Source organism: Mesorhizobium sp. M5C.F.Ca.IN.020.32.2.1, assembly GCF_004023105.1.
GTDB classification, from domain to species: Bacteria; Pseudomonadota; Alphaproteobacteria; order Rhizobiales; family Rhizobiaceae; genus Mesorhizobium; species Mesorhizobium wenxiniae.
The window spans coordinates 1-14285 of record NZ_RZSX01000051.1; the positions used below are offsets into that span (position 1 = coordinate 1).

At 63.0% G+C, this 14285-nt stretch carries 15 protein-coding genes; 6 read left to right on the forward strand and 9 right to left on the reverse strand.

What is annotated here, in order from left to right; genetic code table 11:
* The 3 genes from EOA86_RS04340 to EOA86_RS04350 form a co-directional block, all read left to right on the forward strand.
* On the forward strand, positions 1 to 938 hold a 938-nt coding region (locus EOA86_RS04340; protein ID WP_128340809.1), incomplete at its 5' end, for an efflux RND transporter periplasmic adaptor subunit.
* A gap of 2 nt (positions 939 to 940) precedes the next feature.
* Entirely contained in the window at positions 941 to 4117 is a 3177-nt protein-coding gene (locus tag EOA86_RS04345) for an efflux RND transporter permease subunit (protein WP_128340810.1), read from the forward strand.
* Positions 4118 to 4235: 118 nt separating this feature from the next.
* Positions 4236 to 4394 (forward strand): DUF3309 family protein, encoded by a 159-nt coding sequence (locus tag EOA86_RS04350; protein WP_036267059.1) that lies wholly within the window; start codon positions 4236 to 4238, stop codon positions 4392 to 4394.
* A gap of 136 nt (positions 4395 to 4530) precedes the next feature.
* Here EOA86_RS04350 and EOA86_RS04355 read toward each other — a convergent pair whose 3' ends face one another.
* Entirely contained in the window at positions 4531 to 5490 is a 960-nt protein-coding gene (locus EOA86_RS04355) for an SDR family oxidoreductase (RefSeq protein ID WP_128340811.1), read from the reverse strand.
* A 94-nt stretch (positions 5491 to 5584) separates the two neighbouring features.
* On the opposite strand from EOA86_RS04355, the gene EOA86_RS04360 reads away from it, so the two are divergent.
* Complete coding sequence (locus EOA86_RS04360; protein ID WP_128340812.1) at positions 5585 to 6496, forward strand: LysR family transcriptional regulator; 912 nt, start codon at positions 5585 to 5587, stop codon at positions 6494 to 6496.
* On the opposite strand, the gene EOA86_RS04365 is transcribed toward EOA86_RS04360, so the two are convergent.
* The 3 genes from EOA86_RS04365 to EOA86_RS04375 form a co-directional block, all read right to left on the reverse strand.
* Positions 6454 to 7635: an MFS transporter gene (locus tag EOA86_RS04365; RefSeq protein WP_128340813.1), complete on the reverse strand. Its 1182-nt coding sequence runs from the start codon at positions 7633 to 7635 to the stop codon at positions 6454 to 6456. The two genes, EOA86_RS04360 and EOA86_RS04365, sit on opposite strands and share 43 nt — an antisense overlap.
* Before the next feature lie 131 nt (positions 7636 to 7766).
* The gene (locus EOA86_RS04370) at positions 7767 to 8075 is read right to left on the reverse strand and encodes a DUF1244 domain-containing protein (protein ID WP_128340814.1); all 309 of its coding nucleotides are present in this window, start codon (positions 8073 to 8075) and stop codon (positions 7767 to 7769) included.
* A gap of 10 nt (positions 8076 to 8085) precedes the next feature.
* Complete coding sequence (locus EOA86_RS04375; protein ID WP_128340815.1) at positions 8086 to 8883, reverse strand: N-formylglutamate amidohydrolase; 798 nt, start codon at positions 8881 to 8883, stop codon at positions 8086 to 8088.
* Between the two features lie 287 nt (positions 8884 to 9170).
* On the opposite strand from EOA86_RS04375, the gene EOA86_RS04380 reads away from it, so the two are divergent.
* Positions 9171 to 9617: a DUF1036 domain-containing protein gene (locus EOA86_RS04380; protein WP_245497127.1), complete on the forward strand. Its 447-nt coding sequence runs from the start codon at positions 9171 to 9173 to the stop codon at positions 9615 to 9617.
* Positions 9614 to 11050: a pyruvate kinase gene (pyk, locus tag EOA86_RS04385; RefSeq protein WP_128340817.1), complete on the forward strand. Its 1437-nt coding sequence runs from the start codon at positions 9614 to 9616 to the stop codon at positions 11048 to 11050. Before EOA86_RS04380 ends, pyk begins: the two co-directional genes overlap by 4 nt.
* A 173-nt stretch (positions 11051 to 11223) precedes the next feature.
* On the opposite strand, the gene EOA86_RS39950 is transcribed toward pyk, so the two are convergent.
* From EOA86_RS39950 to purE, 5 genes are all read right to left on the reverse strand, one after another.
* Entirely contained in the window at positions 11224 to 11427 is a 204-nt protein-coding gene (locus tag EOA86_RS39950; RefSeq protein WP_065011295.1) for a hypothetical protein, read from the reverse strand.
* Between the two features lie 165 nt (positions 11428 to 11592).
* Positions 11593 to 12177, reverse strand: coding sequence for a hypothetical protein (locus EOA86_RS04395; protein WP_128340818.1), 585 nt, complete (start codon positions 12175 to 12177; stop codon positions 11593 to 11595).
* A 111-nt stretch (positions 12178 to 12288) separates the two neighbouring features.
* Positions 12289 to 12414, reverse strand: coding sequence for a type B 50S ribosomal protein L36 (gene ykgO / locus EOA86_RS04400; RefSeq protein ID WP_006327841.1), 126 nt, complete (start codon positions 12412 to 12414; stop codon positions 12289 to 12291).
* A 178-nt stretch (positions 12415 to 12592) separates the two neighbouring features.
* Complete coding sequence (locus EOA86_RS04405) at positions 12593 to 13669, reverse strand: 5-(carboxyamino)imidazole ribonucleotide synthase (RefSeq protein WP_128340819.1); 1077 nt, start codon at positions 13667 to 13669, stop codon at positions 12593 to 12595.
* Entirely contained in the window at positions 13666 to 14163 is a 498-nt protein-coding gene (purE, locus tag EOA86_RS04410; RefSeq protein ID WP_065011353.1) for a 5-(carboxyamino)imidazole ribonucleotide mutase, read from the reverse strand. Before purE ends, EOA86_RS04405 begins: the two co-directional genes overlap by 4 nt.
* Positions 14164 to 14285: the final 122 nt, after the last annotated feature.

Consider the following 14285-nt stretch of genomic DNA (forward strand, 5'->3'; position numbering starts at 1 on the left):
GCGCCATCCGCATTTCCGGACTGACCGAAGCCGATAAGCGCGCGGTCCTGGCGACGCGCGTCGCCGGCGTAATCGACAAGCTTCCGGTCAAGCAGGGACAGCGCGTCAAGACCGGCGACCTCGTGCTGATGTTGGCAGCCGAGGAAAAGCTTTCGGCGGTCAGCAACGCCAAGCAGCTTCTGGTTCAGCGTCAGGCCGAACTCGACGCGGCGTTGCGGTTGGCGAAAACCGGCAATCTGCCCAAGCTGCAGCTCGATACGGCGCGCTCGAATTTGACCTCGGCGCAGGCTCTGCTGGAGACGGCGCAAGCCGAGCTTGACCGTAACGAAGTGAAGGCGCCCTTCGACGGCGTCATCGACCGAGTGCCGGTGGAGCTTGGCAGTTCCGTGATGCAGGGCGGCGAAGTGGCGACCATTCTGAGCCTTGATCCGGTGATCGCCCGCGGCGAGGTCAGCGAACGCGATCTCGGCTATCTGAAGATCGGCGACAAGGCGAATGTCCGGTTGGTCAGCGGCCAGAATGTCGAGGGCACCGTGCGCTATATCAGCCGCGACGCCTCGTCCGCCACCCGCACCTTCCGCGTCGAGATCGCAATCCCCAACCCCGAGGGCACTATTCCGGCCGGGATGACCGCCGAGATCGCGCTAAGCGCGCAGCCGACCGACGCCGTCATTCTGCCGCGCTCCGTGGTGACGCTGGGCGACAAGGGCGACCTCGGCATTCGCGCCGTCGACAAGCACGACAAGGTCGTGTTCTTCCCGATCGACCTGGTCGACGACACGCCAACCGGCCTAGTGCTCGGCGGCATCCCCGCCGATGCGCGCATCATCGTTGCCGGCCAGGAACTGGTGAAGGAAGGCGAAGTGGTCAAGCCGGTCGAGGCCGACCGGGCGACCATCCAAAAGCTGTTGGGCGAAGCGACGGCCGGGACGCAGTAATCATGGATATCGTAAAACTCGCAATCAACAACGCCCGGCTGACCATTTCGGTCCTGGTCTTCCTCATCCTTGCGGGTGCGGTCGCCTATCAGTCGACACCGAAGGAAGCGGAACCCGACGTTCCGATTCCCATGATGTATGTCAGCCTGATCTATCAGGGCATCTCGCCTGAGGATTCGGAACGCCTTCTGCTGCGGCCGATGGAAGCCAAGCTGAAAAGCCTCAAAGGTCTCAAGGAGATGCGTTCGGCCGCCTTCCAGGGCGGCGGTTACGTGCTGGTCGAATTCCACCCGCAGACGGATCTGGCGACGGCGTTGCAGGACACGCGCAGCAAGGTCCAGGATGGCAAGGCCGACCTGCCGCAGGCTGCCGAGGAGCCTGTAGTCTCCGAAGTCAACGTCTCCGAGTTCCCCGTCCTTGTCGTGACCCTGTCGGGCGAAGTGCCCGAGCGCATGCTGACGGCGGCGGCGCGCGAGTTGCGCGACCGCATCGAGGAAGTGCCTGGCGTGCTGGAGGGCTCGCTGCAGGGCGCCCGCGACGATCTCGTCGAAGTCGTCATCGATCCGATGAAACTGTCTTCCTACGGGCTGCAGCTCGAGCAACTGATCGGTGCTGTCGGTGATTCCAACAGTCTTGTCGCCGCCGGCAACATCGAAGGATCCGAGGGCAAATATGCGGTCAAGGTGCCGTCGCTGATCGAGACGCCGGAGGACGTGGCGGCGCTTCCGATCGTCGCCGGCCCCAATGCCGTGGTGCAGGCCAAGGATATCGCCACCGTCCGCTCCACCTTCAAGGACGCCGAGACGGTGACCCGTCTCGACGGCAAGCCGGCGATCGCCATCGAAGTGAAGAAGCGCATCGGCTCCAACCTGATCGACACGATCGCCCAGGTGAGGGCCGTGTCCGATGCCTTCATAAAAACCATGCCGGAAGGTATGCACGTCACCTACACGCAGGACAAATCGGTCTTCGTCAACCAGTTGCTCGGCGATCTGCAGAATCACGTCATGATCGCCGTGATCCTGGTGTTCATTGTCATTCTCTACGCGCTCTCGGGCCGTGCATCGCTGCTGATCGGACTGGCCATCCCATCGTCCTTCCTGATCGGCATTCTGCTGTTGGCCATGATGGGCTACACGATCAACATGATCGTGCTGTTCAGCCTCATCCTGGCGGTCGGCATGCTCGTCGATGACGCCATCATCGTCACCGAATTCGCCGAGCGGCGGATGAGCGAAGGCATGCCTAAGGCAGAGGCCTTCGCACTTGCCGCCAAGCGCATGGCCGGTCCGGTTATCGCCGCGACGATGACGCGCATCGCCGCCTTCTCGCCGCTGCTGTTCTGGCCGGGTATCATCGGCGATTTCATGAAATACATGCCGATCACGCTGATCGTCACGCTTTCGGCCTCGATGCTCTATGCGCTGGTCTTTGCGCCGGCGCTCGGCGCCCTGTTCGCCAAGGCGCCGCCGCATCACGAGAATGACAACCGCGACGGCTGGTACATGGCCGTGGTCAAGCAGGCGGTTCGCTTTCCCATTACCGTACTTCTGCTCACCGTTGGCCTTTTGTTCGGTGTCGGCTTTGCCTATTCGAAATACGGCGCTGGCGTCGAGTTCTTCCCGAATGTCGAGCCTGACTACGGCCTGCTCTATGTGCACGCCCGCGGCAACCTTTCGCTCGCCGAAATGGATGCCGCCACGAGGACCGCCGAGAACCGGCTTCTCGGCTGGCCGGGCGTGAAATCGGTCTACACCCGTGTCGGCAAGACCCAAGGCGGCGGCCAGGACATTCCTGAAGACGTGGTCGGCGTAATCCAGTACGAGTTCGTCGACTGGCGCGAGCGCAAATCGGCGAACGCGATCCTGGACGAACTGCGCGGCGTCATGGCCGGCATTCCCGGCGTCGATGTCGAGGTTCGCGTGCCCGAGGCCGGCCCGCCCACCGGCAAGCCGATCCAGATCAGGCTTTCGGCCGTCGACCCGAAAGGTCTCGACGACAAGGCGCGCGCCGTCGCCGCGCGCATTGCCAAGGTGCCCGGCGTCATCGACATTTCCGACGGCCTGCCGCCGCCCGGCGTCGACTGGGCGCTCGACGTCGATCGCGCCAAGGCGGCGCAATACGGCATCAGCCCGACCTCGGTCGGAACGGTTGTGCAACTGGTGACGAACGGGCTGAAGCTCAGTGAATACCGGCCAGCCGGTGCTGACGACGCCGTCGACATCAGGCTGCGTCTGCCCGAGGACCGGCGCACGCTGTCGACACTCGATGACCTCAGGGTGCAGACTTCGCAAGGTTCGGTGCCGATCTCGAATTTCGTCGTGCGCAAGCCCGAGCCGACCGTCGGTATCCTCAACCGCATCGACGGCGCGCGCACGGTGGTCGTCCAGGCCAATGTCGCCGCCGGCGAGCAAGTCGCTTCTGTCCAGCAGCAGGTCAGCCAGGCGGTCGCCGATATGGATCTCGGCAGCGGCATACGCTGGAAGCTCGCCGGCTCGAACGAGGACAGCGCCGAGGCCAGCGCCTTCCTCAGCAAGGCCTTCGGTGCCGCGATCTTCCTGATCTTCTTGGTGCTTCTGATGCAGTTCAACAAGTTCACCAGCGTCTGGCTGGTGCTGTCCTGCGTGGTCATGGCGACGGTCGGGGTGTTCCTGGGATTGCTTTTGACAGGAGAGGCGTTCGGCATCGTCATGTCGGGCATCGGCGTCATCGCGCTCGCCGGCGTGGTGGTGAACAACAACATCGTGCTGATCGACACTTATGACCGGCTGCGCGAAGAGGGCTGGGACAAGATGGACGCGGTGCTGCAGACCTGCCGTGAGCGTGCCCGGCCGGTCGTGCTGACGGCGGTGTCGGCGATCCTCGGCGTGCTGCCGATCGCTTTCGGCCTCGGTCTCGAAATCTTCCATCACGAGACGACGATCAACGCGCCGTCGACGCAATGGTGGATATCGCTGTCGTCGGCGATCGTCTTCGGCCTGTCCTTCGCCACCTTGCTGACGCTGGTGGTGACACCGTCGATGCTGATGGTGTTCACGCGCAGTAAGAACAGCCGCTTCTATGCATTCTTCCGTCGGGTGTTCCGGCGCGGCAAGACAGTCGGTGCGACTGTAGAGGCCCCCGCAAGACCGGGCTCGCTTGACGAGTCGGCGATCGCCTTCCCGAAGGCCGCCGAATAGGCCAACTTTGCTTGGAGTGCCGAGCGAATTCTGATCGCGCAAAGAAAAGGCCGCCGGGAACAACCCAGCGGCCTTTTGCATTGTCTGTCATGCGACACCTCAAAGCGGGGAGTTTCTCATGACGCTCAGCACCATTCTCGTCATCATTCTGATCCTCATTCTGATCGGCGCGGTGCCGGCATGGCCTCATTCGCGTTCCTGGGGTTATGGTCCCTCCGGCATCGTCGGCGTCATCCTGATCGTGCTGCTGGTGTTGCTGCTGATGGGCAGGATTTGACCGGGAGTTTGGTGCGCTCGACAAGGTACAGCGCTGCGCGCCTTCTGAGGGCGCAGCGCTGTAGCATTTGATTTTCGCTTGGTCCTTTCCGAGCCTTCGGTTCGGATCATCCGTCGGGTAGTACCACTTTCCGTTTTCAGGCAGCTTTCGAAACGCCGTCAATCGTGGCGACACTGAGATCATCGAGAGCGCCTGCCACCGCCTTATGCAGGGGCGTATGCGGGATCGTGCCGATGATGCCTTCCAGCCTTGCCGAGACCAGCCGGTGCGGTTCGAAGCGCAGATAGGACATCGAGACGATCTCGCGCCACATTGCCACGAACGGGCTGCCAGCGCGCAGCACCCACCACGGCATCGACGTCAGTTTCAGCGTGCGCCCGAGCGCTTTTTCCGCAGCCGCCTTGATCTCGAGATCGGTAACGGCGTGGCCGGGAAAGGTCAGCGCTTCGTAGGAGCCGAGCTTGTCGAGATTCTCGGCTAGCCCGACGAACGCCTTGGCCAAGTCCGGAAGGTAGGCCCATTCATGCACGAGATCGACCGGCCCGGGAGCGGTATAGACGCCCTTGTCCATCTTGGCGGCGACGATCAGATCGAACCACGCTCCGCTGCCGGTGCCACCGAAGAAATCGCCGGCCCGCAGCAGAATGGTGCGCACTCGACCCGCTTCGGCCTCGCGGCGAAAGAGGTGTTCCATGGCGACGCGGATGCGGCCCTTTTCGGTCGTCGGGTGGAAGGGCGTGTCTTCGGTGATGACCGCCGGCATCGGCGAGCCGTAACTGTAAACGCTACCGGGAGCGAGGTGCAATGCGTCGTTCGCCCGGCACGCGGCCATGACATTCTCGGCCATCGGCAGGCACTTGTCCCAGTCGGTGTAGATCGGGTTGAGGCCGTTGAAGATGATGTCGACGCCTTCGGTGGCGCGGATAAGCGCTTCGCGATCGAGCCCGTCGCCGGCGACGGCGATGGCGTCTGTGAGTTCTGCCGCGATCTTGCCGCTGCGGGTGATGGCGCGGACTTCATAGCCAGCGTCGATGAAGGCCTTGGCCACCACGCGGCCGAGTCGGCCATTGGCACCCAGAATTGCGATCTTAGTCATTTTTCGTCTCCGTGTTTGCGTTACAGTCACAATATGATCCGTCCGCAAACGAATAGAAATTGACTGAATTTTGCGACGTGATATTCATTTTTGGATGGAAGTCGACTGGAATCTGATCAAGAGTTTCGTCACAGTGGCGGAAACCGGCAGCCTGTCCGCTGCCGCGCGCAAGCTGGCTGCAAGCCAGCCGACGCTCGGCCGCCATATCGCCGAGCTGGAGCAGGCGCTCGGCGTCACCCTGTTCCGGCGCGGGCGGCGCGGCTATGCGCTGACGGAAGCCGGCAGCACGCTCTACGAACGCGGCCGGGCATTGAGCGAGCAGGCAAGCGCCTTTTCGCTATTGGCGCTGGGATCGGTCGAGGCGATCGAAGGCACGGTACGCATTGCCGCCAGCGAGGTGGTGGCTGCCTATGTCCTGCCCGAGATGACGGCTCGGCTGGGCGCCGAGGAACCCGGCATCGAGGTCGAGATCGTCGCGTCGAACCAGGTCGAGAATCTCTTGCGCCGCGATGCAGACATTGCCATCCGCATGGTCAAGCCGGCGCAGAACGAGTTGGTGGCGCGTAAAGTGGCAGACATTCCGCTCCGCGCCTGCGCGGCAAAGTCCTATCTCGATCGGCGTGGCCGTCCGCGCGAACCCGGCGATCTTGCCGGCCACGATCTGATCGGCTTCGACCGCAGCGATGAGATCATTCGCGGCTTTGCCCAGTTTGGTGTCCCGCTCACCCGCAATGCCTTCCGCTTCAGGACCGACAACCAAATCGTGCTTTGGGAGGCGGTGCGGGCGGGAAACGGCATCGGCTTCGGCCAGGAGCCGCTGGCCGATCGCGATCCGCTGGTGGAGACAGTGCTGCCGGCCCTCGCGCTGCCGACGCTGCCGGTATGGCTGGCCATGCATCGGGACGTGCGCACCAGCGTGCGCATCCGCCGTGTCGCGGATTTCCTCTATGAGGAGCTGAAACGCTATTCGGCTGGTGCTGGGTCGGGCGCGAATTCGGCGCGGTGAGCGAGCCCGGCCATCAAAAATACCACGACCAGCAGTCCCGACAAAGCCACGAAGATCGGACCGAAGCTTGAATGCTCGGCGATGAAGCCGATTGCCGACGGCGCCACCAGAATGCCGGAATAGCCCATGGTGGTGACGACGCTCATGCCGGTGCCGGACGACATGCCTTCCTGGTTGCCACCGGCCGAAAACAGGATCGGCACCATATTGGCGATGCCGAAGCCGCAAAAGGCAAAGGCTGAGATGGCGAGCCAGGGCGAGGGCGCCAGCCCGGCCACCAGCATGCCGGCGGCGGCGACAAGCGCCGAGACGCGCAGCGTCGTCACGGCACCGAAACGGTTGCGGACTCCGTCGCCAGCGAAGCGCATTACGGCCATGACGCCGGAAAAAGCGGCGTAGGCCAAACCCGCTATGGCAAGGTCGGTACCGAGTTCCTGTTGCAGGTAAAGCGCCGCCCAGTCGAGCACCGCACCCTCGGAGATCATCGTCAGCAGCGCCATCAGTCCGACCAGATAGACCAGCGGATTTCCAGGCAGCGCGAATTTGTGATGGTTGGTTACCTGAGCCTTATCCTCCTCGATCAGGTAGCGGACTGCCACTGCAATCACTGCGAAAGCGAGAGCCGTCACGACCATCGCATGGGCGAGATGACCGTAGCTCTGGATGGCGAAGCCGCCGAGAGCGCCGCCGGCGAATCCGCCAAGGCTCCAGAAGCCGTGCGAGGACGACATGATGGCGCGGGACAACCGCCGTTCCACCACGACCGCATTGGCGTTCATAGCGACATCCATGCCGCCGATCGAACCGCCGAAGATGAACATGGCTATGGCCGCCAGCGGCACGTTGGGGGCAAGCGCCACAACCAGCAGGCCGAAGCTGCCGATGAGACCGAACCAGCGCAGCACGGTGCGCGAACCATGCCTGGAGATCAGGTGGCCGCACCAAGTCATGGCTGTGACCGCGCCGGCGCCGAACAGCAAGATCAGCAGGCCAAGCGTAAATTTGCTGATATCCAGCCGGGTCAGGACCACCGGGATCTGCGGCGCCCAGGCGCCGGTCAGAAAACCATTGGCGAGGAAGATGGCCGCCACGGCCCATCGTCCACGAATGGCGGTCTGCATGATTTTTAGCGTGTCCATCGTGTAGAATCCGGTGCCACAATAGCTTCGCGCGGCAAATTAGATCGATTCAATCCTCGGTCAAGCGCTCGTTCTTGAAAGTGCTTGGGCCAAGCGACTCGCTTGAACTCGAGGTTGATGACAGCGATCGGTTAGTGATCCCTGGGGCCTCTTGCCTCGAACTCCGCCTTCTTGGCATCGGAGGCATCAGTCTGGTTGAGCGCCTGCCATTCGGCATAGGGCATGCCGTAGATGATCTCGCGCGATTGGTCCTTATTGAGATCGACGCCCCCCGCCTCCGCGGCGTCGCGATACCAGTTGGAGAGACAGTTGCGGCAGAAGCCGGCGAGGTTCATCAGGTCGATGTTCTGCACGTCCGTGCGTTCGCGCAGATGCACGACCAGCCGGCGGAAGGCGGCGGCTTCGAAATCGCGTTTTTGCTCGTCGCTGAGTTCCGTCATCGAAACCTCCTCACAGCGGCCCGGTGCGCGAGCCGAATCGTTTGACGTGATGTATATCGGGACGGCGGTTGATCGCGTCAACGATCGGCGCCAGCCGTTCAGCCCAGGCGACCGCATCCTTCCGACCGGCGATCAGGTCCTGACGGATTTCGATCAGCGCATGGGCAAAGCCGTTGACTATGGCATGCCTGAACATGGTGTCGCCGCGCAATGCGCCGTCATAGGGCTCGTTGTCGCCAACGATAAGGCTTTTGTCCTTGGCAAGCATTTCGATCAGCGGTCGCGCCACCCGGTCGTCGCGATCCCACAAGACACCAACATGCCAAGGGCGCACGAGCCCCTGCATGAATGGGGTGAAGGAATGTACCGAAAAAATGAAGGGCGCGCTTGCGGAAGCCTGTGCCACCGAGGCGATCATAGCGCCGACCGCATCGTGATAGGGCCGATAGAAGCGGTCGAGCCGCCTTTCACGTTCTTTCACGGCAAGTGGATAATTTCCCGAAATGACGGTGCCGTCATAGAGTTGGCGGATCAGCGTCGGATCGTCCTCGCCGCGATTGGTATCGATCAGAAGTCGCGAAAAATTGGCGAGTACCGCCGGCACGCCGAGCAAAGCTGCCAGTTCGCGCGTCACCGTCTCGACACCGATGTCGTAGGCGATATGGCGATCGAATTCCGCCGCCGGCAAGCCGAGGCTGCCATACTCTTCCGGCAAGTCGCGACGGGCGTGATCGGCCAAAAGCACGATGCCTCGCTTGCGGTCGCCCTCGACGAGGTCGAAAGGCGCGAAAACTGTGGATCGGGTCATCGGCGGGAAATGGTCTGTTCGCTGGCTTCCGGGGAGGATGGTATCGTCATTCCACGAAGGGGATCATTACGCAATGCCGTCGTTTGGCCACGGTTTCTGCGGAAATCTGGCAGAAGGCGACAGATCGTGCGCCGAAGCCTTTCTAAATCGATTGGAATTGAGCAAAAGGGCGCGTTGACATGCGCCCGGACTTTTCCGAAAAGGGGCGTTGAGAGATGCGAATGTGGTTCTTGAGGGATTTCAGGATGGGTTCCGCCGGCAGGCCGCGCGTGCGCTATGCCTTCGCCATGCCGCTCCTCACCCTTTCCGTGGGCCTCGCCGCGATGGTTGCTGCCTCGCCGGCGCGCGCCGATTTCCGTGTCTGCAACGCCACGCAGAACCTGGTCGGCGTCGGCATCGGCTATCGCGCCAAGGCTGGCTGGATCACCGAAGGCTGGTGGCACATCGAGGGATCGAGCTGCAAGACACTGATCGAAGGGCCGCTGTCATCAAGATTTTACTATCTTTATGCAGAAGACGCCGAGCGCGGCGGGCGCTGGGATGGCCCGATCAACATGTGCGTGGCCGAAAAAGAGTTCAAGATCGCCGGCGTTACCGATTGCGTCGCCCGGGGCTTCCAGCGCGCCGGATTCCAGGAATATGACACGGGCGAGCAGGCAAGCTGGATGGTCCAGCTGACCGATGACCCCGCAACGGGGGGCGTTCCAGCCGCCCCGGGAACAAACAGTCAATGAGACGCAGCCGCAAGGTCAAGATACTCGCCACTATCGGTCCGGCCTCCACCTCCGAGGACATGCTGAAGAAGCTCTTCGAAGCCGGCGCCGACGTGTTTCGCATCAATATGAGCCACACCGATCATGAATTGATGCGCACACTTGTCGGTCGCATCCGCACCGTCGAGAAAGCGGTCGGCCGGCCGATCGGCATTCTCGCCGATCTGCAGGGGCCCAAGCTGCGGGTCGGCAAGTTTGCCAACGGCAAAGAGACGCTGACACTCGGCCAGACCTTCACGCTCGACGACAATCCCGAGCCCGGCAATTCGACCAGGGTCTATCTGCCCCACCCGGAAATCCTCAGATCGGTTGAGGCCGGTCACCGCCTTTTGATCGACGACGGCAAGCTCGAGCTGAAGGCGGTGAAGAGCGACGGCAAGGCGATCGTCTGCACTGTCGTCGCCGGCACCAGCATCTCCGACAAGAAGGGCGTCAGCCTGCCCGACACCGATCTGCCGGTCGGCGCGCTGACCGAAAAGGACCGCAGGGATCTCGATGCGGTGCTGGCCACCGGCGTCGACTGGGTGGCGCTGTCATTCGTCCAGCGTCCGGAGGATTTGGCCGAAGCGCGCAAGATCGCGCGCGGCCGGGCGCTCATCATGGCCAAGATCGAAAAGCCTCAGGCCGTCGCTCGGCTGGCCGAGATCATCGAACTTTCGGATGCCTTGATGGTTGCCCGCGGCGATCTCGGCGTCGAAATGCCTCTCGAAGCCGTGCCCGGCATCCAGAAGCAGATCACCCGCGCCGCGCGCCGCGCCGGCAAGCCGGTGGTGATCGCCACGCAGATGCTGGAATCGATGATCACCGCGCCGGTGCCGACCCGCGCCGAGGTGTCGGACGTCTCGATCGCGGTGTTCGAAGGCGCCGACGCTATCATGCTCTCGGCCGAGTCCGCGGCCGGCGCCTACCCGGTCGAGGCAGTGGCGATGATGAACCGCATCGCCAGCAAGGTCGAAACCGACCCGACCTATGCCGGCATCATCAATGCGCAGCGCTCGGAGCCCGAAGCGACCGGCGCCGACGCCATCTCGCTCGCCGCCCGCGAAATCGCCGAGACGCTGAAACTCTCGGCGATCATCAGCTATACGGCGTCGGGCACGACCGGCCTGCGCGCCGCGCGCGAGCGGCCGCAGGTGCCGATCGTCGCGCTGTCGCCGATCGTCAACACGGCGCGGCGGCTGTCGCTTCTGTGGGGCACGCATTGCGTCGTCTCGCCCGATGCCATCGACCTCGACGACATGGTCGACCGCGCCTGCCGCATCGCTTTGGACGAGGGGTTCGGCAAGCCGGGCGATCGGGTCATCATCACGGCCGGCGTGCCGCTGAGGACGCCGGGCTCCACCAACATGCTGCGCATCGCCTATGTCGGGTCGGACGTGCAGGCCAGAGGCTAATGCAAGTCGCCCAAAAATGCGCAGCGATCTTGGGATGAAAACAACCATCCAAAGCGCGTCACATGAGTCTCTTCAAACGCGACGGGCTTTAAGCCGCTCACCGGCGAATTAACCAAGCTGACCCCTTGCCTCTATGGGACCATGAGCGCAGCGACTTTCTGGCCCCGACCGAATCAAGTCGGTGAGGCGACGGCGAGTACGATCGAGATTATCAGCAAGAGCGGCCCCATCCATTTGAAATGGCTGGGAAGGCGTGCCAACCAGGCCCGTTGTCCAGCCTGGGGTTGGTTTGGCATCTGGAGAAACCCGTAGCCGATGCCCGACATCCATAGGCCGACGCAAAACATTATAAATTCGTCGATATAAGCTGCAATCATGATTGCCTAACCCCCTGATCCCCAGACAGGAAACCACACCTGGCGCTCACCGGCAAGCAGTGCCGAGACAGGTGTAGCGAAATTGCAATGGCATGACCACCAAGAGGACAACAGTTTGAAATTACCGTGGCAGCGTCGCAGTCGAGGCGCACTGGCCTGCCGGTATTAAATACCTTCGCCGGCAAGTTCTTCCGAAAGCGTGCCGACCTGATCCTGCGCGCTGCGCATCATCGGGTAGATACTGAGCACGCGTTGCCACGCTTCCAGCGCCGACTGCTTGTGGCCGGTTACGGCCATGATCTGCGCCAGGCCGGACAGTGCGCCGAAATGGCGCGGCTCGAGCTGCAGCGTGCGGTCGATGTCCGCCATCGATTTTCCAAAGTTATTCATCATGAAATGCACGGTGGCACGCCGGTTCCAGCCTTCCGCATAGGCCGGTTGCAAGGTCACCACCTGGTCGAGGAAGTCGAGCGCCACGTCGAACTTTTTTTCTTCGGCCGCCTTTTGTGACCATTGCATCATCAGGTCGATCGAGGCGCTGCCGGATTGCGACCACTCGTGCGAGATGCGCGCGGCGATGCGCTCGGCGGCCTTTTCATTGCGCTCGCGCTTCAGGTCGACAAACAGCTGGTCGAGCCTTGCCTCCCTGGTCGTGGCAACCGGAGGGGCGACCGCGTCGTCCGCTTGAGCCGGAAGCGAGGCGGAACCGAAAAGAAAAAGCGCCGCGAAGAATGCAAAGAGAATCCGCATGACCGGAATCTAACCCCGGACAGCAGATCGTCAAACTGAATTTAGCGTGAAAGGGCCGGCAGGCCGGCAAATCATGCAAGCGCGGAGGCAGGCACCCCCACGCGAAAAGACTCAGCCCTGGCGTGCCTTGTAGCGCGGAGCGGTCTTGTTGATGATGTAGACGCGGCCCTTGCGGCGAACCAGCTGGTTGTCGCGGTGACGCGCCTTGAGCGCCTTGAGCGAATTCTTGATCTTCATGGTCTTGCCCGTCGGTCTGGGCCCAGTCTTGGGCCGAATTATTAAGGCGCGCTCGGAAAGCGCGCCTCTGAACTTGTGCGTGGCTCATAAACGAGGAGCCTTGCCCGTGTCAACCGCAGCATGTGGCGAGTTTGAGTTTCCGCCCTATCGAAGGCATTAGAGCAGCGCATCCAATACCTCAAACGTGACGGCTCATTCGCGTAAAATGGCCCATCTTGCGGCCGGGACGCGCTTCGGCCTTGCCGTAGAGATGCAGCATCAGATCGGGCTCGGCGAGCAGGGCCGGGACGCGCAGGACATCGTCGCCGATCAGGTTCTCCATGACGCAGTCGAGATGGCGGCCGGGATTTCCCAGCGGCAGGCCGGCGACGGCGCGAATGTGCTGCTCGAACTGCGAGACAATGCAGGCGGCTTCCGTCCAGTGGCCGGAATTGTGAACGCGCGGCGCGATCTCATTGGCCAGCAGCGCGCCGTCGGCAAGGACAAAGAACTCGATGCCGACGACGCCGACATAATCGAGCGCCGCAAGTACTTTTGCCGCCGCCGCCTGCGCTGCAGCGGCGGTTTCGGACCCTATCCTGGCCGGCAGGGTCGAGCGGTGCAGGATGCCGTCACGGTGGACGTTTTCTGCCGGATCGTAGGCGGCGAGCGAACCGTCCATGCCGCGCGCCGCGATCACCGAAATCTCGCGTTCGAAGCCGACGAAGGATTCGAGGATCAACGGCACGTTGCCCATCGACTCGCAGGTGCCGGCAAAGCCGCCCGTTTCCATGTTGCGGAACACGCGCTGGCCCTTGCCGTCATAGCCCATGCGCCGCGTCTTCAAAACGCCGCTGCCGTCGAACTTTTTCAGCGCCGCCGTCAACTCGTCGTCATTGTCGACGGAACAGAAATCTGCCGTGGGAATGCCGATGCCGTTGAGGAATTTCTTCTCCGCCACCCGGTCCTGCGCCACTTCCAGTGCGCGTGCCGGCGGATAGACCGGGACCGTGACGGCAAGCGCGCTGGCGGCCATGACCGGCACGTTCTCGAACTCATAGGTGACGACGGCGCTGTCTGCCGCCAGTTCGGCGAGCGCAGCCGTGTCGTCATAGGCGGCGGCAATCTGCCGGTTGGCGACCTGTGCCGCCGGGCAATCCGGCTGCGGCTCCAGCACGACCGTGCGATAGCCGAGGCGGGCCGCGGCCATGGCCAGCATGCGGCCGAGCTGGCCGCCGCCGATAATGCCGATGGTCGATCCCGCAGGCAGGCTCATGGCGTGTCCGTGGGCTCGGCGGCGACCTTGGCGGTCTGGGCGGCGCGCCAGGCATCGAGCCGGGCAGCGAGCTTTTCGTCGGTCAGCGCCAGCACCGCCGCAGCCAGAAGGGCGGCATTGGTGGCGCCCGCCTTGCCGATGGCTAGCGTACCGACCGGAATGCCGGCCGGCATCTGTACGATGGAGAGCAGCGAGTCCTGTCCGGAAAGTGCCTTCGATTCCACCGGCACGCCAAAAACGGGGAGCGGCGTCATCGCCGCCGTCATTCCGGGCAGGTGCGCCGCACCGCCGGCGCCGGCGATGATTACCCGAAAGCCGGCCGCCTTGGCGCCCTTGGCGAAGTCATAGAGCCGGTCGGGGGTTCGGTGGGCCGAGACGATCAGCCGCTTGTGCGGGATACCTAGCGCCTCCAGCGTTTCGGCGGCGTGGCGCATCGTCGCCCAGTCGGACTGGCTGCCCATGATGATGGCGACGTCGGCGCGGTGATCGTCCAAGCTTCTGCTCCCGGCGGCAAAGGCGCGCATTAGCGGAATTCGGGATCGACGGCAAGGATACATGCCTCGGCGCAGCATTCAGGCGTATGGCGCCATGTTCCCTAATCCGGCCAGCGCAAGCC